This window comes from Streptomyces sp. NPDC017936 (assembly GCF_044328485.1).
Classification (GTDB): domain Bacteria; phylum Actinomycetota; class Actinomycetes; order Streptomycetales; family Streptomycetaceae; genus Streptomyces.
Map to the genome: position 1 here is coordinate 660,319 of NZ_JBIRHK010000001.1, position 20,328 is coordinate 680,646.

21 protein-coding genes are annotated in these 20,328 nt (G+C 75.1%); 11 read left to right on the forward strand and 10 right to left on the reverse strand.

What is annotated here, in order from left to right:
* Window positions 1–200: 200 nt before the first annotated feature.
* Window positions 201–2,582, forward strand: a complete 2,382-nt coding sequence (locus ACH4F6_RS02675) for a SpoIIE family protein phosphatase (protein ID WP_397958011.1) — start codon at window positions 201–203, stop codon at window positions 2,580–2,582.
* Between the two features lie 379 nt (window positions 2,583–2,961).
* Here the strand turns inward: ACH4F6_RS02675 and ACH4F6_RS02680 are convergent, their stop codons facing one another.
* Both ACH4F6_RS02680 and ACH4F6_RS02685 read right to left on the reverse strand, forming a co-directional pair.
* Window positions 2,962–4,947: an RICIN domain-containing protein gene (locus tag ACH4F6_RS02680; RefSeq protein WP_397958012.1), complete on the reverse strand. Its 1,986-nt coding sequence runs from the start codon at window positions 4,945–4,947 to the stop codon at window positions 2,962–2,964.
* A 287-nt stretch (window positions 4,948–5,234) separates the two neighbouring features.
* Window positions 5,235–6,251, reverse strand: a complete 1,017-nt coding sequence (locus tag ACH4F6_RS02685; protein WP_397958013.1) for a helix-turn-helix domain-containing protein — start codon at window positions 6,249–6,251, stop codon at window positions 5,235–5,237.
* A gap of 65 nt (window positions 6,252–6,316) precedes the next feature.
* Between ACH4F6_RS02685 and ACH4F6_RS02690 the strand changes: the two genes are divergently transcribed.
* Entirely contained in the window at window positions 6,317–7,138 is an 822-nt protein-coding gene (locus ACH4F6_RS02690) for a phytanoyl-CoA dioxygenase family protein (protein WP_397958014.1), read from the forward strand.
* Between the two features lie 55 nt (window positions 7,139–7,193).
* Here ACH4F6_RS02690 and ACH4F6_RS02695 read toward each other — a convergent pair whose 3' ends face one another.
* From ACH4F6_RS02695 to ACH4F6_RS02705, 3 genes are all read right to left on the reverse strand, one after another.
* Entirely contained in the window at window positions 7,194–8,162 is a 969-nt protein-coding gene (locus ACH4F6_RS02695; protein WP_397958015.1) for an aldo/keto reductase, read from the reverse strand.
* Window positions 8,163–8,258: 96 nt separating this feature from the next.
* On the reverse strand, window positions 8,259–8,774 hold the full coding sequence (locus ACH4F6_RS02700; RefSeq protein ID WP_397958016.1) for a flavoprotein: 516 nt from the start codon (window positions 8,772–8,774) through the stop codon (window positions 8,259–8,261).
* 269 nt (window positions 8,775–9,043) lie between these two features.
* A complete protein-coding gene (locus ACH4F6_RS02705) occupies window positions 9,044–9,283 on the reverse strand; it encodes a ferredoxin (protein WP_397958017.1) in 240 nt (79 codons plus the stop codon).
* Between the two features lie 403 nt (window positions 9,284–9,686).
* Here ACH4F6_RS02705 and ACH4F6_RS02710 point away from each other — a divergent pair, with 403 nt between their 5' ends.
* Together ACH4F6_RS02710 and ACH4F6_RS02715 are read left to right on the forward strand one after the other, a co-directional pair.
* Entirely contained in the window at window positions 9,687–10,310 is a 624-nt protein-coding gene (locus tag ACH4F6_RS02710; protein WP_397958018.1) for a LysE family transporter, read from the forward strand.
* Window positions 10,311–10,455: 145 nt separating this feature from the next.
* The gene (locus ACH4F6_RS02715; protein WP_397958019.1) at window positions 10,456–10,902 is read left to right on the forward strand and encodes a nitroreductase family deazaflavin-dependent oxidoreductase; all 447 of its coding nucleotides are present in this window, start codon (window positions 10,456–10,458) and stop codon (window positions 10,900–10,902) included.
* A gap of 98 nt (window positions 10,903–11,000) precedes the next feature.
* Here the strand turns inward: ACH4F6_RS02715 and ACH4F6_RS02720 are convergent, their stop codons facing one another.
* Window positions 11,001–11,918 (reverse strand): cation diffusion facilitator family transporter, encoded by a 918-nt coding sequence (locus tag ACH4F6_RS02720; protein WP_397958211.1) that lies wholly within the window; start codon window positions 11,916–11,918, stop codon window positions 11,001–11,003.
* A 225-nt stretch (window positions 11,919–12,143) separates the two neighbouring features.
* Here ACH4F6_RS02720 and ACH4F6_RS02725 point away from each other — a divergent pair, with 225 nt between their 5' ends.
* Window positions 12,144–13,163 carry a glutathione S-transferase family protein gene (locus tag ACH4F6_RS02725; protein ID WP_397958020.1) on the forward strand — a complete coding sequence of 340 codons (1,020 nt, stop codon included), beginning with the start codon at window positions 12,144–12,146 and terminating at the stop codon, window positions 13,161–13,163.
* Window positions 13,164–13,213: 50 nt separating this feature from the next.
* Complete coding sequence (locus ACH4F6_RS02730) at window positions 13,214–13,510, forward strand: DUF4235 domain-containing protein (RefSeq protein ID WP_397958021.1); 297 nt, start codon at window positions 13,214–13,216, stop codon at window positions 13,508–13,510.
* Window positions 13,511–13,655: 145 nt separating this feature from the next.
* On the opposite strand, the gene ACH4F6_RS02735 is transcribed toward ACH4F6_RS02730, so the two are convergent.
* Complete coding sequence (locus ACH4F6_RS02735) at window positions 13,656–14,048, reverse strand: VOC family protein (RefSeq protein WP_397958022.1); 393 nt, start codon at window positions 14,046–14,048, stop codon at window positions 13,656–13,658.
* A 70-nt stretch (window positions 14,049–14,118) separates the two neighbouring features.
* Window positions 14,119–14,583 (reverse strand): pyridoxamine 5'-phosphate oxidase family protein, encoded by a 465-nt coding sequence (locus ACH4F6_RS02740; RefSeq protein ID WP_397958024.1) that lies wholly within the window; start codon window positions 14,581–14,583, stop codon window positions 14,119–14,121.
* A gap of 169 nt (window positions 14,584–14,752) precedes the next feature.
* On the opposite strand from ACH4F6_RS02740, the gene ACH4F6_RS02745 reads away from it, so the two are divergent.
* On the forward strand, window positions 14,753–15,115 hold the full coding sequence (locus tag ACH4F6_RS02745; protein WP_397958025.1) for a DUF1304 domain-containing protein: 363 nt from the start codon (window positions 14,753–14,755) through the stop codon (window positions 15,113–15,115).
* Window positions 15,112–15,675, forward strand: coding sequence for a TetR/AcrR family transcriptional regulator (locus ACH4F6_RS02750; RefSeq protein ID WP_397958026.1), 564 nt, complete (start codon window positions 15,112–15,114; stop codon window positions 15,673–15,675). Before ACH4F6_RS02745 ends, ACH4F6_RS02750 begins: the two co-directional genes overlap by 4 nt.
* Window positions 15,676–15,679: 4 nt before the next feature.
* Here ACH4F6_RS02750 and ACH4F6_RS02755 read toward each other — a convergent pair whose 3' ends face one another.
* A complete protein-coding gene (locus ACH4F6_RS02755; protein ID WP_397958027.1) occupies window positions 15,680–16,534 on the reverse strand; it encodes a hypothetical protein in 855 nt (284 codons plus the stop codon).
* A gap of 61 nt (window positions 16,535–16,595) precedes the next feature.
* Window positions 16,596–17,558, reverse strand: coding sequence for a GlxA family transcriptional regulator (locus ACH4F6_RS02760; protein WP_397958028.1), 963 nt, complete (start codon window positions 17,556–17,558; stop codon window positions 16,596–16,598).
* A gap of 72 nt (window positions 17,559–17,630) precedes the next feature.
* On the opposite strand from ACH4F6_RS02760, the gene ACH4F6_RS02765 reads away from it, so the two are divergent.
* The 3 genes from ACH4F6_RS02765 to ACH4F6_RS02775 all read left to right on the forward strand — a co-directional run bounded on the left by ACH4F6_RS02765 (window position 17,631) and on the right by ACH4F6_RS02775 (window position 20,295).
* On the forward strand, window positions 17,631–18,581 hold the full coding sequence (locus ACH4F6_RS02765; RefSeq protein WP_397958029.1) for an NADP-dependent oxidoreductase: 951 nt from the start codon (window positions 17,631–17,633) through the stop codon (window positions 18,579–18,581).
* 247 nt (window positions 18,582–18,828) lie between these two features.
* The gene (locus tag ACH4F6_RS02770; protein ID WP_397958030.1) at window positions 18,829–19,209 is read left to right on the forward strand and encodes an anti-sigma factor antagonist; all 381 of its coding nucleotides are present in this window, start codon (window positions 18,829–18,831) and stop codon (window positions 19,207–19,209) included.
* A gap of 423 nt (window positions 19,210–19,632) precedes the next feature.
* Window positions 19,633–20,295: a DUF4230 domain-containing protein gene (locus ACH4F6_RS02775; protein ID WP_397958031.1), complete on the forward strand. Its 663-nt coding sequence runs from the start codon at window positions 19,633–19,635 to the stop codon at window positions 20,293–20,295.
* Window positions 20,296–20,328: the final 33 nt, after the last annotated feature.

Here is a 20,328-nt window from a genome sequence, read left to right on the forward strand (position 1 = left end):
CCCGCCGGCACCGCCCGGCCGGGGTCGCGCCGTGGACGGCTGTTCGGGTGCCGGCCCGGTGGCGCTCGTCCGGCGCCGCCTCCGTGTCGCCCGATGGGAGGGCCGCAGGGGGTTCTCCTTCACGCCCGAGCCGTACGCACTAAGGTGGAACTCACGTGACCAGCCTGTTCACTGTGAGTGGCCGCGATGGAGTGGGGACGATGAGCCCGGACTACCCGTTCGACGACGCCTCGACGGCACGGGCGGTCATCCACGAGGACGGCACTCTGGCCCGCTGGAGCGAGGGGGCGCGCCACCTGCTGGGCTACGAGCCCGCCGAGGTCGTCGGCCGGCCGGCCGCCGCCCTGCTGGCCGGCGGCGTCCGGCCCCCCGAGCCCCACGACACCCGCTGGACCGGCACCCTGGCGCTGCGCCACCGCGACGGCCACACCGTGTCCGTCTGGGTGCTCGCCCACCGCAGGGCGCCGGGCGACGGTGGGCGCGCGACCTGGCTGGCCGTGACGCCGCTGCGCGCCGGATACCCGGCGCCCGAGGAGGACGAGCTGGTGCGGGCGGCCCTCGCGCAGTCGCCGTGCGCCGCGATGATCTTCGACGACCGGCTGCGGCTGCGCGGGATCAACGACGCCATGGCCGACCTGCTCCAGCTGCCCTCCGCGCGGATCCGCGGGCTGCGCGCGAGCGACGTCGGCAGCCGGCCGCAGAACCGGGAGATCGAGGAGTACCTGCGCCTGGTCCTCGCCACCGGCGAGCACCAGGAGATGCAGACGTTCATGAAGGCCAGGGGCGAGGAGCGGGCGCACGCCTGGCTGGCCCGGCTGGCGCCGCTCACCGGACCCCCCGGACGGGTCCGGGGCGTCTGCGTGACCGTCCACGACTTCACCGAGTACGTGCTCGCCCGGGAGCGGCTCCAACTGGTCAACGAGGCGAGCGTGCGCATCGGCAGCACCCTCGACGTCACCCGGACCGCCCAGGAACTGGCCGAGGTGTGCGTGCCGGCGCTGGCCGACTTCGTCACCGTCGACCTGCTGGACCCCCAGGAGCACGGCGGTGAGACCACCGTCCCGCCGGCCCCGCCCGTGGCCCTGCGGCGGGTGGCCCACCACTCGGTCAGCCCGGGCGCCCCGGAGGCCGTGGTCGAACCGGGCCGGCTGGACGTCTACCCCGCGGCCTCCCCGCAGGCCGCCTCCCTGATCGCGGGCCGCACGGTCGCGGCCGCGATTCCCACCGGCGACCTGGACGACTGGCGTTCCTGGGACGAACGGCGCGCGCGGCGGGTGAAGGAGTTCGGGATCCACTCCACGATGTCCGTGCCGCTCCAGGCCCGCGGCACCACGCTCGGGGTCGTGGTCTTCACCCGCCACCGGCGTCCGGAGCCCTTCTCGCCCGACGACGTGCTGCTGGCCGAGGAGGTCACCGCCCGCGCCGCGGTGTGCATCGACAACGCCCGCCGCTACTCCCGTGAGCGCGAGACCGCCCTGGCCCTCCAGCGCAGCCTGCTCCCCCGCACGCTGCCGCGGACCGCCGCCGTCGACGCCGCCTCCCGGTACCTGCCGGCCGCCCGCGCCGGGGTGGGCGGCGACTGGTTCGACGTGATCCCGCTGTCCGGGATGCGGGTCGCGATGGTGGTGGGGGACGTCGTCGGGCACGGTGTGCAGGCCTCGGCCACCATGGGCCGGCTGCGCACCGCCGTGCGCACCCTCGCCGACATCGACCTCGCCCCGGACGAGCTCCTCACCCACCTCGACGACCTGGTGGTCCGGCTGTCGGAGGAGGCGGGCGGCGACGGCAGCAGCCCCGGCGAGGTCGGGGCGACCTGCCTGTACGCGGTGTACGACCCGGTGTCACGGCGCTGCGCCCTCGCCCGGGCCGGGCACCTCCCGCCCCTGCTGCTGCCGCCGGGCGGTCCACCGCGCCAGGTCGACCTGCCGGCCGGGCCGCCGCTGGGCCTGGGCGGGCTGCCCTTCGAGTCCGCCGAGCTGGAGCTCGCCGAGGGTTCCGTGCTCGCCCTGTACACCGACGGCCTGATCGAGTCCCGCCGCCGGGACGTGGACGCCGGCCACCGGATGCTGAGCGAGGCGCTGGCCGGGCACGTGGACTCCCTCGACGAGACCTGCGACCGCGTCCTGCACGCCCTGCTCCCCAGGGGCGGCGCCTCCGACGACGTGGCCCTGCTGCTCGCCCGCACCCGGGGGCTGCCCGCCTCGCAGGTGGCGACCTGGGACGTCCCGGCCGACCCGGCGCTCGTCGCGCCGATCCGCAAGCAGGTCGTGGAGCAGCTGGAGCGCTGGGGGCTGGTCGAGGTCTGCTTCACGGCCGAGCTGGTGGTGAGCGAACTGGTCACCAATGCCATCCGGTACGGCGCCCGCCCCATCCGGCTCCGGCTGATCCACGACGCCTCCACGCTGATCTGCGAGGTCTCCGACACCAGCCACAGCGCCCCGCACCTGCGCCGGGCGAAGACCTGGGACGAGGGGGGCCGGGGGCTGCTGCTGGTCGCGCAGCTCACCCAGCGGTGGGGCAGCCGGCACACGGCCGACGGGAAGACGATCTGGGCGGAGCTGGGCGTGCTCGGCGAGGAGTGAGGGGGCCGCCCGGACACCGCCCGGAGGCGCGTCCCGCCCGACGGCCCGGGCCTGCTCGCGCTGTCGGGCGTGGCCGCGCCGGCCGCCGTGCCGGCGCACCCGTCGACGGCCTGCCCGCGGTCCTCTTCCCGGTCCCCTTCGCCGCCCCGGCGGGGACCGGGGCGGTGCTCGCGGCGCTGCTCCCGGGTGCCCGTCGGCCCGGACCCGGCGTACGCCGGGGCGCCGTGTGGTCCACGGCTGTGGCGAGCGCGTCCAGGCCCCGGCGGGTTCGCCCCGCGCGGCCTGCCGGGCGTGCCGGCAGGCCGCGCCGGTGCCGGGGGGCGCGGCGCCGTGCGCGGCGCCACGGGCGACCGGCGCCCGGGCCGAGGGCGGCCGAGGGTCAGCGGTGCCCGCCGGAGTCGTCGCCGTAGCCCGGTCCGTCCGGGTCCGGCCGGCCGTTCCCCGGGCAGGAGGACGGGTCGTCGGCCGAGCAGGAGGTGCCGCCGGCGCCGGGCGCGGGGCTCGTCGCCGAAGGACGCGGGGTCGCGGACGGCCTCGGGCCGGGGCTCTCCGCGGCCTCGGGAGCGGGAGCGGGATCCGGGGTGGCGCCGGCGCCCCAGCTGACGAACTGGAGCTGGGGGTCGGACGGGGAGGTGTCGATCACCCAGCGCTGGGCCCCGCTGCCGTCGCGGTTCTTCAGGACGACGGCGCCCGACCCGTCGGTGGCCGCGGGGGCGAGGGCGAGGTTCTGGTCGGCGCGCGGGACGAACGTGCCCTGGAGGGTGAAGTCGTAGCGGATGTTCTTGTCGCCCGCCGCGCAGGGGGCGAGCCGCACGGAGTAGCCGAGCCGGGAGTCCAGGCACAGATCGGGGTTGGCGACGTTGCGCAGCAGCCCGTCGGTCTCGTAGGACCACTGCTGCCCGGCCGCGGGTGAGCAGGCGGCGAGCCGGGTCTCGGCGTTCTCGACGGCCTTGCCGCCGACGGTCGCGACGCACAGTCCGGACGAGACGTTGTGCAGGCGTCCGCGCACGGTGCCCTGGACCTGGTCGCCCGCGCCGATCCAGGAGGCGCCGTCGGTCGCGGTGTCCCTGGCCGGGCCCGGGGTGCGTCCGGTCCCCTCGCCGGCGGCCGGGGCGGCCCCGTCGTCGGAGCCGAGGACGGCCCACGCCACGAGCGGGAGGACGATCAGGCCGCTGACGGTGAGGACCGCTGCCGCGAGGTTGCGGCGGCGGGCGCGGCGGGCGGCCTTCTGGGCGGTGCGGCGCGACGGGGGGCGGGTCCCGGCGGCGGGGCGGGGGCCCGCGGCGCGGCCGCGGGCGGCGGCCCGGTGCGGCCCGGAGTCCGTCCGCCCGGAGTCCGTCCCGCCGCCGGCCGCGGGTCCGGGGCCGGGGGCCGGCGCCGCGTCGGGGGCCGGCCCGGGGCCGGGGGGCGTCTTCGCCGCGGGGCCGCGCTCGGCCGGGGTGGGGGCGTCCCTCCCGTGCGGGTCGGTGAACGCCTCCCCCGGGAAGGCCGTGCGCGGGGCCTCGGTCCCGTGGGCGGGAGCGCCGGCGGGTGGGCCGCCGGCGGCTCTGATCGCCATGTACTCCGTGGCGGCCCAGCCCAGCACGCCCACGGCGAGGGCGGCGCCGAGGTGGGCGTCGAACTGGTGGAGCTGGTCGGCGGTGTGGGCGCAGTGCCGGCACTGGTCCAGGTGGGTGCGCAGGTCGGGGTCGACGTCGGCGCCGCCCCGGCGGCAGGTGGCGTCGAGGAGCCGGTGGTAGCGGTGGCAGTCGTCGTCGACGGCGAGTTCGCGGTGCAGGCCGAGGCACTCCTCGCGCAGCCGTTCGCGGGCCCGGCGCAGTTCGACGCGGGCACCCTCGTCCTCCATGCCGAGCAGGGCGGCCGGGACGGCGAGCGGCTCGGCCTCGACCTCGTTGTGCCACAGCAGGCAGCGGGCGTTCTGGGGCAGCCGCTGGAAGGCGCGGGACAGCAGACGCCGGTGCAGGGACGGGAGCAGCCGGGCGGCCAGGCGATCGGTGTCGCCCTCGGCGGAGCGCAGCTCCGGGTGGAGCAGGTCGCGCCGGCCGTCGGAGTCCCACTCCGCGGCGATCCGGCGCACGGTGACCAGCAGATGGGGGCGCCAGGCGGCCGTCGGCCCGTTCTGCCGCAGGGCCTCGCCGAAGAGCCGGGTGAAGGCCGCCGTGGTGAGCATGCCGGCCGCCCGCTCCCCGTCGGCGCACAGCCGCGCGTAGGCGAAGGCCGCTTCCCAGTGCCGGTCCAGCAGCTCACCGACGGGATGCAGGGCGGGCGACGCTCCCGTCCAGTTCTTCAGCTCGACGCCGAGCTGTTCGTCCGTCGCCTCGAAGCGGCGCGCCGAAGGGGAATTCGACAGGCCTGCGTCTTTCACGGCTGCATTCCTCCCGGGGACATGCGGCATAAAAGTCCATACCAATGAGTATGGGATCCCGGCTTCGCAGTGCCGGAATCCTTTCGCACAGTGTTCGACGTTTCGAACGTCCACGGAGGGCAGCCCTTTCGGGCGTGGGGGGTGCGGACGGGAGACGCCTCGCGCGCACGGCGGGAAAAGAGCGTCCGTGCGCCGACACCGCCCACCTTCGCACAGGCGGAGCAGACGGAACAAGGGATCCCGCGGTTTCACGCCTTTCACCGCCCGCGCCGGAGTTTGACGAAACGTCAATGCAGGTTCCGGGTGCCTATCGGCGGCGGATCTCCTTCGGGGAGGTCCCGGTATTGCTGTCCCTTTCGGGAGGTAATTGCGGCGCGCATTCCGTCCCGGTACGCGCCGGGCGGCGTCCCGTACCGGGCGCGGAACACCCGGGCGAAGTGAAAAGGGCTCACGAAGCCCGAGGCGGCGGCGACGCGTTCCACGGTCAGCCCGGTGCCCTCCAGCAGGCGCGCCGCGTGCCGCAGCCGCGCCTCGCGCAGGGCCCGCATCGGGGACCGGCCCGTCTGCTCGGTGAACAGGTGGGCGAGGCGCGAGGGCGACAGCGCGACCTCTTCGGCGAGGGAGCGGACGGTGTGCGGGGCGCCCGGGTCGGCGGCGATCCGGTCCTGGACCCGGCGGACCCGGTCGTCCAGGCCCGGCGGGGACGCGGGCGTGCGGGCGGAGGCGGTGGTGAGCAGCACCGCCTCCTCCAGGGCGCACAGGGCGAGTTCACGGGCGACGGCGCCGTGGGCCACGGCGATGTCCCGGCCCGCGTCCGGACGCGCGGTGCCGTCCGGATCCGCGGCACCGTCCGGCTGTCCGGCGCCGGGCCGGCGGGCGTCGGCGAGCATCCTGCGGAGGGCCGCCTCGACGCGGCCGTGCACTCCCGCCGGGACGGGCGTGACGGCGTACACGCCGTCGCCGGCGCCGTACGGCCGCAGCCACGGTGTCCAGGCGGCGCGGGCCTGGCAGTGGGCCCACCAGAACCGCCACCGGCCGGCGGCGGGTTCGGTGGCGTAGCGGTGCGCGACGCCCGGCGCGAGCACCACCAGGTCGCCGGGGGCGGCCCGGACCTCGGTGGCGCCCTGACGCAGGCGGCCCCGTCCGGCCGCCGTCCAGGTGAACAGCCAGCTGTCCGACCCCCGGGGGCGGTGGGCGCCGTAGTCCGGGCCCTGGTCGAAGTGGCCCGCCACCACCAGGCCGGGCGGCGGGGACGGGTCGCCGGGCACGGCAGCCCGGGGCAGGTCCTCAGCACGCACGGGCATCCTCCCGGATCTCGCGTCCGCCTAGCGTACGGCGGGCCGAGGACCACGAACCGGGGAGGTCGCACATGACGGTCACGGACGACACCGGCGCTGCCGGGACGCCCCTGCTGACGGAGACGGGGCTGCGGGAGTACCGCGAGGACGGTTTCACCGTCGTCCGCGCCCTGTTCGGGCCCGGCGAAGTGGACCGGCTGCGCGCCGAGTTCACGGCGCTGCGCACGGCCGGGCCGGTGCCCGGGCACTTCGAGCCGCGGCCCGGCGCCGACCCGCTGGCCGCGTACCCGAGGGTGATGCAGCCGCACGAGTTCAACGCGCTCGCCCGGCGGGTGCTGCTGGACGCGCGGCTGCGGGGGGTGCTGGAGGCGCTCCTCGGGGAGGAGGTGCTGGCCGCCCAGAGCATGTTCTACTTCAAGCCGCCGGGCGCCCGCGGACAGGCGCTGCACCAGGACAACTTCTACCTGCGGGTGGAGCCGGGCACCTGTGTGGCGGCCTGGCTGGCCTGTGACGTGATCGACCGGGAGAACGGCGGCCTGGAGGTCGTTCCCGGCACGCACCGGATGGACCTGTTCTGCCCGCAGGAGGCGGACGAGCGACTGTCGTTCGCGCGGGAGTACGTGCCGCCCCCGGCGGGTCTCGCGGCGGTCCCGGTCGACATGGCGCCAGGGGACGTGCTGTTCTTCAACGGCAGTCTGGTGCACGGGTCGCGGCCGAACCGCAGCGGCGAGCGGTTCCGGCGGTCGTTCATCGGCCACTACGTGGGCCGTTCCTCGGCGCGCATCGGCGCGTACTACCGCACGGTGGCGATGAGCGGGGAGCGGGTGGCCCTGCCGGAGAGCGAGGGGGCCGGTCCGTGCGGCACGGAGTTCACACCGCACGGACCCCACTGAGCCCCGCCGGGCGTGCCCGGAGCCCGGGAGGCGGGCGCAGCCGGGTGCGGCGGCCTCAGTGGCCCGCGATCGGATGGGGGGTGTAGGGTTGCCGGAGCTCCTCCGACTCCTCCTCGGTCAGGGCCAGTTCGACCGCCGCGACCGCGTCCTCGAGGTGGTTCGGCTTCGACGCGCCGACGATCGGGGCCACCACCGTGTCCTGGCGCAGCAGCCAGGCCAGCGCCACCTGGGCGCGGGGGACGCCCCGGTCGCCGGCGATGCGGGTGACGGTCTCGACGATCGCGTGGTCGCTCTCCAGGTAGAGGCGGCTGCCGAACTCGTCCTGGGCGCTGCGTCCGGTGACGGTGCCCCAGTCGCGGGTGAGGCGGCCGCGGGCCAGCGGGCTCCAGGGCAGGACCCCGACGCCCTGGTCGGCGCAGAGCGGGATCATCTCGCGCTCCTCCTCGCGGTAGAGGAGGTTGTAGTGGTTCTGCATGGACACGAACCGGGTCCAGCCGTTCCGCTCGGCGGTGTGCTGCATCTTGGCGAACTGCCAGGCGTACATCGAACTCGCCCCGATGTAGCGCACCTTGCCCGCCTTCACCAGGTCGTGCAGCGCCTCCATCGTCTCCTCGACCGGGGTGTGCGGATCGAAGCGGTGGATCTGGTAGAGGTCGACGTAGTCGGTGCCGAGGCGGCCGAGGCTGTGGTCGATCTCGGCGAGGATCGCCTTGCGGGACAGGCCGCCGCCGTTGGGTCCGGGGCGCATCCGGCCGTGCACCTTGGTGGCGAGCACGATCTCGTCGCGGCGGGCGAAGTCGCGCAGCGCCCGGCCGACGATCTCCTCACTGGTGCCGTCGGAGTAGACGTTGGCGGTGTCGAAGAAGGTGATGCCCGCCTCCAGCGCCTGGCGGATGAGCGGACGCGACGCCTCCTCGTCGAGGGTCCACTCGTGCGCGCCCCGGTCGGGGAGGCCGTAGGTCATGCAGCCCAGACAGATCCGCGACACGTCCAGACCCGTCGAACCCAGCTTCACGTACTGCATCGTCGCTGCTCCTGACGTCGATGTGAGGTACCGGGGAAGCGTATGCCGAGCGGGCGGCGCCCGGACGCGGCACCGCGACGGGGGTGACCGGGCGGCTCACCCGATCAGGTCCAGCGCCCGCTCCCACCCGAACGCGCCGTCCTCCCGGCCCCGGTGCGGATCCCCGAACCGCACGCCCATGCCGCGCAGCCGTACCAGGCTCTCCCGGTAGGCCGGGTGGGCGGCGAGCGCGTCGGACACGCAGGGCAGGACGCCGACGGGGATACCGAGACCGGACACCTCGCACAGGGTGCCGAGGGCGAGGGTGTCGGTGATGCCGGCCGCCCACTTGTTGACGGTGTTGAAGGTGGCCGGGGCGACGACGACGGCGTCGGGGTCCGGGAAGGGGCGCGGGTCGTCGGGGCGCCGCCAGGCGGAGCGGACCGGGCGGCCGGTCCGCGCCTCGACGGCGGCGGTGTCGAAGAAGCCGTTCACGGCGTGGGGCGTGGCGATGACTCCGACGTGCCAGTCCCGCCGCTGTGCGGCGGTGATCAGTTCGCCGACGTCCGCGGCGACGCCGGCGGCGCAGACGACGACGTAGAGGAAGGGCGGCTTGTCGTCCTGTGAGGTCACCCGGGAACCCTACTCACGCGGGAGCCTCACCCGGGGCGTTCCGGGGGTGCTTCGCCGGCCCGGTGGCCGACCCGGGACCGCCCGCCGCCCCGACCGGGCCGCTGTTCCTGCCGGCCGAGGGCGCGGTGGTGACGGCGGGGATCACCGGCTCCGCCGGTCCGGCCGGAGAGGCGCGGAGGGCGGCCGGGGCGCGGACGGCCGACGCGCCGCCGGGGAGGCGGGTATCGCTCCGTGCCGAGGGGGCCGCGCGTCCCGCGGGACGTCCCCGGTCACCGTGCCGTGTCCGACACCTTGATCGCGCCGACCGGGCAGGCCCGTGCGGCTTCCGGGACCATCGGGTCGCCGGCGCCGTCCTCCCGGCCGGGCAGGAGGGTGCTGAAGCCGTCGTCGTCCTGGGCGAAGACGCCGGGGGCGGCCAGGGCGCACTGGCCGGCGCCGATGCAGACGTCCGTGTCGATGTCGATGTGCATGGCGTGATCCTCGTACCGGGCCACGGGGAGCTCCAGCATCCGCCGGATCGTGTCGCCGCCGGGTTCGCGGCGGAACGCGGCCGGCGGGCGCGGGCGGGCCGGGCGGCCGAAGGGCGGCGCGGGGCGTCGCGCCGTTCGCCGTGGGACGTGCCGGGCACCGGAACGGCGGCGTGCGGTTCGGCCGGACGGACGCATCGGGCGCCGTGTCCGGAACCGGCCGCTCCCGAGCGGGGGCGGGACGACCGCCGGAGCGGGCCGCGGCGGAAAGCGGAGGCCGGGGCGCCGGGGCCGGGGAAATGCGGTTGCCGCCGGGCGGGTCCCGGCCGCAGGATCCGGCCATGTTCTCTCACGCGACCCCGCTGCCGCCGTTGTCCGCCGCCGCTCCCCCGGCGCGGCGCCGACAGCGGCCCGGGCGCCCCCGGAGGCCCGACAGCACGCGCCGGTGACCGCCGCGCTGGTCGCCGGCCTGGTCGCGGGCTACGGCATCGCCGTGCCCGTCGGCGCGGTCGGGACCTACCTCGTCTCCCTCACCGCCCGCACGTCCCTGCGCACGGGGGTGTGCGCCGCGCTCGGCGTGGCCGCCGCCGACGGGCTCTACGCCCTGGTGGCCACCGCCGGGGGCTCCGCCGTCGCCGCCGCGCTGCGTCCGGTGCTCGGACCGCTGCGCCGGACGTCGGCCCTGGTGCTGCTCGCGCTGGCGGTGCGGGGCGCGGCGACGGCGGTACGCCGGTACCGCGCCCGCCGGCTCGCCACGAGGTCCGCACCGCCCCCGCCCGGTCCGGCCCGGGCCTTTCTGAGCCTGCTGGGCCTCACCCTCCTCAACCCGGCCACCGTGGTCTACTTCGCCGCCCTGGTGCTCGGCACCGGGACGGCCGGCGCCGTGCGGCCGCTGGAGCAGGGCCTGTTCGTGCTGGCGGCCTTCGCCGCGTCGGCGAGCTGGCAGGTGCTGCTGGCCGGGGGCGGCGCGCTGCTGGGCCGCGCGCTGACCGGCCACCGCGGGCGGCTGGTCACCGCGCTCGTGTCGAGCGCGGTGATGACGGTGCTGGCGGTGCGGATGGTGGCCTAGGACCGACGGAAGCGGTCACCCGGGGGATCGTGGCGCACTCCGCCGGTCGGGCGCGTCACGGATGAAACGGGTGCGCACAGGTGTTGGACTGGATGCCGGTCGGACGACGCCCCGACACGAAGACCCCTACGAAGGGACGGATGCCATGCCTCTGGAGGGCGAGTACGAACCCAGCCCCACCCAGTGGGTGCGCGAGCAGGTGGAGCTGTACGAGAGCTCCGGCGGTACGGAGGGAACCACGCTGCAGGACACCGGGCTGCCCGTCATCGTGCTGACGACCCGGGGCGCGAAGAGCGGCAAGATCCGCAAGACGCCGTTGATGCGGGTCGAGCACGAGGGGCGGTACGCCGTGGTCGCCTCCCAGGGCGGGGCGCCCAAGCACCCGGTCTGGTACCACAACCTCAAGGCCGATCCCCGGGCGGAGCTCCAGGACGGGCCGGTCAAGCAGGACATGACGGCCCGTGAGGTGACCGGTGCGGAGAAGGCCGCCTGGTGGGAGCGCGCCGTCGCCGCGTATCCGCCGTACGCCGAGTACCAGGAGAAGACGGATCGGGAGATTCCGGTCTTCGTCCTGGAGCGGGTCGGCGACTGAGCGGAGCGGCCGGGTGACCGGCCGCTCCGTCCGGGGAAAAACCTCGCGGAAAAATCCACCCGGCCTGCATGGACGGTTCCCCGCCGGGCACCCGGAGGTCAGGCCCCGCCGCGCTCCCCCGTCGCGGCGGGGCTTTCTCCTGCCTCCTGGGCGAGGCGGTCGGTCACGTCCAGGAAGATCTGGTCCGCCTCGGCCACGGCCTCGGCGATGGACCGCTTGATGCGGACGGCGACCTTCTCCACGTGCTCGCTGTCCAGTCCCGGCACGAGGTCGACGCGGGCCGCCACGAGCACGGAGTCGATGCCCGTCTTCATCGTGAACAGCGCCTCCACGCTGTCGAGTTCCGGCTGGGCGGCCAGCAGGGCGTGGATACGGCGGTCGGTCTCGACGTCGGCGGCCTCGCCGATCAGCTGGTCGCGGGCCTCGCGGCCGAGGCCGTAGGCGACGTAGACGAGCAGGGCGCCGATCGCGAGCGAGGCGCACGCCTCCCACACCACCTGGCCGGTGACCATGTGCAGGACCATGCCGGCCGCGGCCAGCAGGACCCCGAGCACCGCGGTGCCGTCCTCGGCGACGACCGTGCGCAGGGCGGGGTCGCGCAGCCGGGCGACCCCGCCCTGCCGGCGCACCTGGTACAGGGCCCGGACCAGTGACGCGCCCTCGGCGAGGAGGGCGACGCCGAGCACCGTCAGACCGGCCGCGTATCCGCCGAACTCCTCCTCGCCGCCGGTCCTGAGGGCCTCGACGCCCTGGAAGAAGGAGAAGCAGCCGCCCATGACGAAGATGCCGACGGCCGCGAGGAGCGACCAGAAGAAGCGTTCCTTGCCGTAGCCGAAGGGGTGACGCCGGTCGGCGGGGCGGCGGCTGCGGCGCAGGGCGGCGAGGAGGAAGATCTCGTTGAGGCTGTCGGCGACCGAGTGCGCCGCCTCCGACAACAGGGCCGGGGAGCCCGCGAGCAGACCGCCGACCGCCTTGGCGACGGCGATGACCAGGTTGGCCGCGAGCGCCACCAGCACGGTGACGCGTGTCCTGCGGTCCGCCGCCCGTTCGGGGTGCTTCGCGGTGTCCTCCGCCGTCCCTCCGGCGTTCCGTCGCGTGGTGCGTTCCGTCGATGTCCCAGTCACTTCCGCCGACTGCCCCGGCCGGTCGCCCTCACACCGTGCCGTCGGCGGAAAACGGGGAACGCGTTGTGCAGAGCGGCCGGGGAACCGGCGGTCACGCACCACCAGCGGGAGGAACCGATGAGCGGCGGGAGCCACGGCAACAGCTCCTACGGGCACACGGCGTTCAAGCGCTCCAGGAGCCACTTCACCGACCGGATCACCGCGGACGGCCGGGACGGCTGGCCCGTGGAGGCCGGCCGTTACCGGCTGGTGGTCAGCCGTGCCTGCCCCTGGGCGAGCCGGGCGGTGATCTCCCGTCGGCTGCTCGGCCTGGAGGACGCCCTGTCCCTGGCGATCGCCGACCCGATCCAGGACGACCGCAGCTGGCGCTTCACCCTGGATCCCGGCGGCCGCGACCCGGTCCTCGGCATCCGCCACCTCGCCGAGGCCTACGCCGAGCGGGAGGCCGGACACCCGGGCGGGGTCAGCGTGCCGGCCGTCGTGGACGTGCCCACCGGGAAGCTGGTCACCAACGACTACCAGCGGATCACCCTCGACCTCGCCACCGAGTGGACCGCCCTGCACCGGCCCGGCGCGCCCGACCTGTACCCGCGGGAGCGGCGCGACGAGATCGACGCGGTCGTGGCGGAGGTGTACGAGGACCTGAACAACGGCGTGTACCGGGCGGGGTTCGCCCATGAGCAGGGCGCGTACGAGGAGGCCTGCGCGGCCGTCTTCCGGCGGCTGGAGCTGCTGGCGTCCCGGCTGGCCGGACAGCGCTACCTCGTCGGCGACACGATCACCGAGGCGGACATCCGGCTGTTCACCACACTGGTGCGTTTCGACGCCGTGTATCACGGTCACTTCAAGTGCAACCGCTGGAAGATCATGGAGAACCGGGTCCTGTGGGCGTACGCCAGGGACCTCTTCCAGACGCCCGGTTTCGGTGACACGGTCGACTTCGACCACGTCAAGCGGCACTACTACCAGGTGCACACCGGAATCAACCCGACCCGGATCGTCCCCCTCGGGCCCGACCTGTCCGGCTGGCTGACCCCGCATCACCGGGAGGAGCTCGGCGGGCGCCCGTTCGGCGAGGGGACGCCGCCGGGCCCGGTGCGCGCCGGTGAGGAGGTCCCGTCACCGGGCCGCCCCTGACCCCCACGGGCTTTCGCAGCCCTTCGGTCCCTACACGGAAAGAGGCTCACGTGAGCAAGAAACAGAAACTCCCCCTCGTCTACCAGCCCGTCGGATTCGTGGTCGGCTGGGCGAGCGGAGCGCTGGCCGGGATGGCCTTCCGCAAGGTGTGGAAGGCGGTCCGGCACGAGGACGACGCGCCCGACGCGCTCGACCGGGACCGCGGCTGGGGTGAGGTCCTGCTGGCCGCGGCGATCCAGGGCGCGATCTTCGCGGTGGTGCGCAGCGCGGCCGACCGCACCGGGGCGAAGGCGATCGAACGGTCCACGGGGGTGTGGCCGACCAAGGAGAAGGGGGGCCGGGACTGAGGACCGGCGCCGTCGGGGACGGACACGGCCCCCGCCCGGGATCCGGGCGGGGGCCGTCCCACGGGCGGCCCCCGCCCGTGCGCGGACACGCCTCACCCTGCCCCGGTCCTCGTCCCCGCTTCGCTCCGGGCCCCGCCCCGGTTCCTCATCCCTGCTTCGGCGCCGTGGACGGAACCCGCCGCAGGGTGAAGGAGTGGCCGGCCGGGTCGGCGTAGCCGCGCTCCTCGTACGGCCCGGGGGCGCCCTTGGCCTCCAGGGGGCGGCCGCCGAGGCTCACCACCTTGCGCTCCGCCTCGTCCAGGTCCTCGACGAGGAAGTCCAGGTGGGCCTGGAGGGAGTTCTCGGGGCGGGGCCAGCTGGGCGGGGTCGCGTTGACGTCGCGGCGGAAGGCCAGCCGGGTCCCGCCGGCGCCCTCGATCTCCACCCGGTTGGCGGACACGTCGGTCTCCCGGGCGTCCAGCAGCCCCTTGTAGAACTCGGCGAGCTTCTCGGGTTCGGCGCAGTCGAGCACCACGACGCCCGCATTCACCAGTGCCATGTCTCCTCCGCGGATCGGTCGGCCGGGGACGGACCGGCACCGCCCCCCGAACCTTGCGGATACCCCGGTTTCAGTCGCCCACCAGCCACTCCCCGTCCCGCATCAGCTCCCGTCCCCCGGCCTCGTCGGCGCTGCGCCAGGCCTGGATCCGGCGGGGAAGGACACGGAAGTACAGGTAGGGCGCGGCCAGGAGACGCGGGTCGAAGCCGGTCTTGCCCGCGAAGATCTCGGCGTCCTCCTCCGGGAGCTCGGCGGGCGGCACCGCCGTCACGGTGCCCTCGACCATCACGACGTCGTCGGTCGGGCCGATCCCGAGGCGGGTGACGCCGGTGGTGCTGAGGTTGCGGCCGGTGCGGCTGGTGGCGGGGGTCGCGACGAGGAAGGTGGCGCCGTCCCAGACGAAGGAGAGCGGGACCAGGTGCGGGGCGCCGCCGTCCGCGGCGGCCGTGGCGACCCAGGCGTCGACGTCGTGTTCCAGCCGGTGGAGGGTGTCGCGCTTGCGCTGCCGCGGGGAGCGTGCGGGTGCTGAGGTCATGTCTCCAGTGTCGGCGCACCCGGTCCAAGGCGCATGGACGGACGACCGGTTGGCGTCGCCGACGGATGACGGTCCCGGGCCTCGCGACCGCCGGGCGGTGGGGACCCCCGGAATTCTTGGACACCTGTCCAGTTATAGTGGACACCTGTCCAAGAAGGGGGAGGGAGCCATGGAAACGGTGGCCGACGTCCTGGTGGGGCTGGTGGCCGCGCTGCACGTCTACATCCTGGTGCTGGAGATGTTCCTGTGGCAGAGGAAGCCGGGCCGGTCGCTGCACGGCTTCGACCCGGACCTGGCGCGGGCGACCGCCCCGCTCGCCGCCAACCAGGGGCTGTACAACGGGTTCCTCGCCGCGGGCCTGGTGTGGGGGCTGACCGCCGCCGACCCGACCGGCTTCCGCGCGCAGGTCTTCTTCCTGAGCTGCGTGGTCGTCGCCGGCGTCTACGGCGCGGTCACCGCGAACCGCCGCATCCTGGTCGCGCAGGCCCTGCCCGGCGCCGTCGCCCTCGCCGCCGTCCTCGCCGCCCGGTGACGCGCGGCGGGGACGAGGACCCGAGGGCGGCCCGCACCCGGGCGCGGCTGCGGGCGGCGCTCCTCGAGGAGTGCGCGCGGCGGCCGCTGGCGGAGGTCGGGGTGGCGGCGCTGGTGCGCCGGGCGGGCGTGGCCCGGGCCACCTTCTACGTCCACTACGCGGACCTGGAGGCCCTCGCGGTCGACGCCTGCGCGGACGTCGTCCGTGAGGCCGTGGAGGCGCTGCACGCCTGGCGGGGACGGCCCGACCCGGTGCGCGCCCCCGCGGCGCTGGCGGAGTTCTTCGCCTCGCTCGCCCCGCACGCGGCGCTCTACCGCGCCCTGCTGGCCCCGGGCGGCGGCGGGCCGCTGGGCCGGGTGCTGCACCGGGACCTGCGGGCGTACAGCCTGCGGGAGCGCGAGCGGGCGGGGGCCGCGGACGCGCCGCTGGTCGCCTCGGCCGTCGCCGCGACGTTCGCCGGGGTGCTGGCCGACTGGCTGCACGGCCTGCTCCAGGCCGCGCCCGCCGAGATCGCCGACCAGGTCTGGCAGTTGCTGGTCGCGCTGCACGCCAGCCGGTGAGCCCTCACATGCAGCCCACGCCGTCCTTCACCGAGGGCCAGGCCTCGACGCCGTCGGGAGTGCGGACGTACGCCGTCGCGCGGTCGTCCGTCAGCCACAACTGCCGGTCGCGGTAGCGGTATCCGGTGTCGTGCGCGCCGGCGGGCATCCGGACGTCGCCGTCGTAGGGGGCGTCGAGCATGCCGGGGTCGAGGACGCCGTCGGGGTCGCGGACGTACGTCCTGCCGTCCGCGCCCCCGCCCAGCGCCAGGAAGCTCGCCGACTGCCAGCCGCAGTGCTCCGCGCCGGCCGACGTGTGGATCCGTGCGACCGGCTGCCGCCTGCCGTCGCCGTCCGTCCAGATCTCGTACCGCGAGGAGTCGGTGAACCGCGCCGGGAGTTCGGCCGGGTCGCAGGACGCGGTGGTCTCCGGGCCCCAGCCGGGGCGGTCCTCCTGGTCGTGGGCGACGACCACCGCCACCTTCGTCCGGCCGCCGACGTCGTAGGAGTACAGGACGCGGCCCTCGCTCCTGCGCTCCACGCGGTAGCCGTGCCGGGGGACCTCCGGGTCGGACAGGTCGAAGTAGAGCTCCAGCCCCTCCTCGGGGCTGTCCCCTCCGTCGCGCCGGCTCCACCCGTCGGGCCCGGCGCCCTCGTAGATCTCCCCGTCGCACTCCAGCGCCCGGCCCGCGGCGCCGGACGCGAGGCGCAGCGCCTGCTGCGTGGACTCGTCCCGGAACTCGGTGGGCACGTCCAGCCGTCCGCCGTACGGGGTCGCCGGCGGCGTCCCCTCGACCACGGCGTCCGGTCCGCTCCCCCGGCCGCACGCCACCGCCGTCACGGCCGCCAGCACCGTCACCACCACGAATCTCTTGCGCATTCCCGTCCCTGTTCCACCGGCCGACCTTGCGCTCCTGCGACGCGGCAGCGGCCGGGAACGTTCAGCGGGCCGTCTGGAACGTCTTGCGGTAGGCCTGGGGCGAGACCCCGATCGACGCGTGCAGGTGCTGGCGCAGCGAGGCGCCCGTGGCGAAGCCGACCTGCCCGGCGATCTGGTCCACCGTCAGGTCGCTGGCCTCCAGCAGGCGCCGGGCGTGCGCCACGCGCTGCTGGATCAGCCAGCGGCCGGGGCTGATCCCCACCTCGTCGTGGAAGCGGCGGGCGAAGGTGCGCAGGCTCATCCGGGCGTGCGCGGCGAGGTCGGCCAGGGCGAGGGGTTCGCCGAGGCGCTCCAGCGCCCAGGCTCGGGTGGCCGCGGTGCTCGCGGCGCCGGCCTCGGGCACGGGCTGTTCGATGTACTGGGCCTGGCCGCCGTCCCGGAACGGCGGGACGACGCAGCAGCGGGCCACCTTGTTGGCGAGGTCGCTGCCGTGGTCCACGCGCACGAGGTGCAGGCAGACGTCGACGCCGGACGCGGCTCCGGCCGAGGTCAGCACCCGTCCGTCGTCGACGAACAGGACGTCCGGGTCGAGGTCGACGTGCGGGAACATCCGGCGGAAGCGCTCCGCCAGCTGCCAGTGGGTGGTGGCCCGGCGGCCGTCGAGGAGACCGGCGGCGGCCAGGACGAAGGCGCCGGTGCAGATGGAGACGATGCGCGCCCCGGGGCGGATCCGGGCGAGCGCCGCGGCGAGCGGGGCGGGCAGGTCCGGGCCGACGCGCGACGGCGCCACGGGGGCGATGATCACCGTGTCGGCCGTCTCCAGCACCTCGGGACCGTGCTCGACGCCGATCGTGAAGTCGGCCTCGGTGTGCACCGGCCGGCCGTCCACCGTGCACGTCAGGACCTCGTAACGGCCGTCGGCCGCGCCGAGGACACGGCTCGGGATGCCCAGTTCGAAGGGGTAGACGCCGTCGAGGGCGAGGACGACCACGCGTTCCGTCCGCTGCCGTTGCTTGCCACGCATGGCACGATCTTATCGAAGAGTGGCAATCTTGCCATTTACTGCGGGGCGCGAACCCTGGCAGGCTGTGATCCCATGAGCACTGAGCGCACGATGCGCGTCATCAGACAGGACGTCCTCGGCGGCCCCGAGGTTCTGCGAGTGGCCGAGGCGGAACGGCCCAAGCCGCGCCCCAACGAGGTACTGGTCCGGGTGCGTGCCGCCGGCGTCAACCCGACCGACTGGAAGCACCGGGCGAACGGCGGCTTCCTGGGCAAGCCCCCGTTCGTCCTGGGCTGGGACCTCTCCGGCACGGTCGAGGAGGTGGGCATCGGCGTCGCCGCCTTCGCCCCGGGGGACGACGTCTTCGGCATGCTGCCCTACCCGCACGGCCACGGCTCGCACGCCGAGTACGTCATCGCCCCCGTCCGCGCCCTGTGGCACAAGCCCGCCGGGATCGACCACGTCCAGGCGGCCGCGCTGCCCCTGGTCTCGCTGACCGCCCTCCAGGCGCTGGACGAGGTCGCCGGCCTGCGCGCCGGGCAGCGGGTCCTCGTCCACGCGGCGGCCGGCGGCGTCGGCCACGTGGCCGTGCAGATCGCCAAGGAGCGCGGCGCGTACGTCATCGGCACCGCCAGCGCGGGCAAGCACGACTTCCTGCGGGAGCTCGGCGCCGACGAGGTGATCGACTACCGGGAGACGGACTTCACCGAGGTCGTGAAGGACGTCGACGTGGCGCTGGACACCATCGGCGGGAGCACGTCGACGGGTTCCCTGCGCGTGCTGCGGCCGGGCGGCGTCGTGGTGTCGATCCTGCCGGTCGGGTCGCGGAAGTTCTTCGACGAGGCCGAGGCGCTCGGCGTGCGCGCGGTGCGCATGCTCGTCGACGCCGACCGGACCGGGATGCGCAGGATCGCCGAGCTGGTCGAGGCCGGCTCGCTGCGCGCGACGATCGCCGGGACCTTCCCGCTGGCCGATGCCGCCGAGGCGCACCGGCTCGGCGACACCGGCCGGACCACCGGGAAGCTGGTCCTGACCGTCGACTGACGGTCCGCGGCCCGGTCGGCGACCGCGCACGCGTGAGCGCCGACCGGGCCGTGCGGCGAAAGTCGGACCACTTCGCTCACGACCCGAAAAAACTCGGTCAGACACGCCCTCAATTCGAAGACATATGTCAACCGAACATGCTGGAATTCACTCCATCGGGGGTAACTTGCTGGGGCGGGGAACAGCTGTGTTCTCCCCCGCCGTTGGAGGCTCCCGAGCGGTGGAGCGGGTTGGAGGCGATGTCGTCGTGCAGCAGGGACCCGCCGCGGACACCGAGCACCTGCGCGTCCGTCGGGAGCGCGGGTACACGGTGCTGGAGTTCCGCGGCGAGATCGACATCGTCGCGGCGGCCGAGATCGGCCCGCACCTCGACGCCGCCACGGCGGTCGCCGCCCCGCAGGTCGTGATCGACCTCAGCCGCATCGACTTCTTCGACTGCTCCGGGCTGCGCCTGCTCTACCGGGCCCGCGGCCGGATCCTGGAGCACGGCGGGCACCTGCACCTCGTCTGCGCCCATCCGCTGACCCTGCGCATCCTGCGGGCCACCGGGCTGTCCCGGCTGCTGCGGCCCGCGCCGACGCTGGACGCGGCCCTGGGACGGCACGAGACCACGTCCGGCACGTTATGACCGCGCCCCGGCGCGACGACCGCGTCCGGTGCGCTGCCCGACGAACCCGATGACCTGACCGGCGCCGGCCGCCCGCCCCCCACGCCTCGCGCACCCGGCCCCTCCCCGTAGCGGAGTGCCGCCGTGCGCCACTCCCTCCCCCTTTCCCGTTCCCGTCCGCTCGCCGCGCGACGCGTCGAACGGGGCGCGGCGCGGACGCCCGCGCGACCGGGCGCACGCCGTCGTCCTCGTCCCCCTCCCCGGCCTCGTCCTCCTCCCCGACCTCGTCCTCCTCCCTGGCCTCGCCCTCGGCCACGGGCCGCCGGTCCGGCCGGGCGGAACAGCGACCCGGCCGTACCGCGGGCGCACTGTCACAGGTCCTCAACAAGCCGGTCTGCCACGGAACATGGCGGGAATCCGGTCTGCAGGAAGGAGGACCCCGCCATGACGACTCCCCTCAAGCGCCTCCCGCAGCGCATGCCCGGCTGGGCGAAGGTGCTCACCGCCGTCGTGCTGGTGCTCGTCGTCCTGTTCGCCGGGATCCGGCTGAGCCTGCTGCCCGGCCTGCGCGACGTCTTCGGCACCGAGACCCGGGACCGCTCGGGACCCGCACTGCTCAAGTCGATCCAGGACATGAGCCGTTACGACGCCGCCTCCGGCAACTTCCAGGTCGTCGTGGACCTGGAGAAGGACGCCAAGTACCTCCCCGACGCGCTCCGCGGCACCCGCACCCTGTACGTGGGGGCGGGCACCGTCGACGCCTACGTCGACCTCGGCCAGGTCGGCGAGAAGGACGTGACGGTCGACGAGGACCGCACGTCGGCCACCCTCAGGCTGCCCCACGCGCGGCTGGGCACCCCGGCCCTCGATCCCGGGCGCTCCTACGCGGTCTCCAAGCAGCGCGGTCTCTTCGACCGCATCGGCGACCTCTTCTCCGACAACCCCAACAGCGAGCAGGCCGTGCAGAAGCTCGCCGTCCGGCACATCGGGGACGCGGCGAAGGACAGCGAGCTGACCGCGCGCGCCGAGTCCAACACCACCGGGATGCTCCAGGGCCTGCTGCGCTCCCTCGGCTTCAAGGAGGTGCGCGTGACCTACGGCGCCTGAGGCGCGCGGCCGGCCGGGCGCCGAGCGGACCCG

What these genes read in the sequence shown, in the direction of transcription:
- ACH4F6_RS02765 (WP_397958029.1), top strand. Translation starts at nt 17,631, where the DNA reads ATGAGCACTGAGCGCACGATGCGCGTCATCAGACAGGACGTCCTCGGC.
- ACH4F6_RS02705 (WP_397958017.1), bottom strand. Translation starts at nt 9,283, where the DNA reads ATGCTGGAGCTCCCCGTGGCCCGGTACGAGGATCACGCCATGCACATC.
- ACH4F6_RS02745 (WP_397958025.1), top strand. Translation starts at nt 14,753, where the DNA reads ATGGAAACGGTGGCCGACGTCCTGGTGGGGCTGGTGGCCGCGCTGCAC.
- ACH4F6_RS02725 (WP_397958020.1), top strand. Translation starts at nt 12,144, where the DNA reads ATGAGCGGCGGGAGCCACGGCAACAGCTCCTACGGGCACACGGCGTTC.
- ACH4F6_RS02735 (WP_397958022.1), bottom strand. Translation starts at nt 14,048, where the DNA reads ATGGCACTGGTGAATGCGGGCGTCGTGGTGCTCGACTGCGCCGAACCC.
- ACH4F6_RS02690 (WP_397958014.1), top strand. Translation starts at nt 6,317, where the DNA reads ATGACGGTCACGGACGACACCGGCGCTGCCGGGACGCCCCTGCTGACG.
- ACH4F6_RS02675 (WP_397958011.1), top strand. Translation starts at nt 201, where the DNA reads ATGAGCCCGGACTACCCGTTCGACGACGCCTCGACGGCACGGGCGGTC.
- ACH4F6_RS02760 (WP_397958028.1), bottom strand. Translation starts at nt 17,558, where the DNA reads ATGCGTGGCAAGCAACGGCAGCGGACGGAACGCGTGGTCGTCCTCGCC.
- ACH4F6_RS02695 (WP_397958015.1), bottom strand. Translation starts at nt 8,162, where the DNA reads ATGCAGTACGTGAAGCTGGGTTCGACGGGTCTGGACGTGTCGCGGATC.
- ACH4F6_RS02740 (WP_397958024.1), bottom strand. Translation starts at nt 14,583, where the DNA reads ATGACCTCAGCACCCGCACGCTCCCCGCGGCAGCGCAAGCGCGACACC.
- ACH4F6_RS02685 (WP_397958013.1), bottom strand. Translation starts at nt 6,251, where the DNA reads ATGCCCGTGCGTGCTGAGGACCTGCCCCGGGCTGCCGTGCCCGGCGAC.
- ACH4F6_RS02775 (WP_397958031.1), top strand. Translation starts at nt 19,633, where the DNA reads ATGACGACTCCCCTCAAGCGCCTCCCGCAGCGCATGCCCGGCTGGGCG.
- ACH4F6_RS02715 (WP_397958019.1), top strand. Translation starts at nt 10,456, where the DNA reads ATGCCTCTGGAGGGCGAGTACGAACCCAGCCCCACCCAGTGGGTGCGC.
- ACH4F6_RS02755 (WP_397958027.1), bottom strand. Translation starts at nt 16,534, where the DNA reads ATGCGCAAGAGATTCGTGGTGGTGACGGTGCTGGCGGCCGTGACGGCG.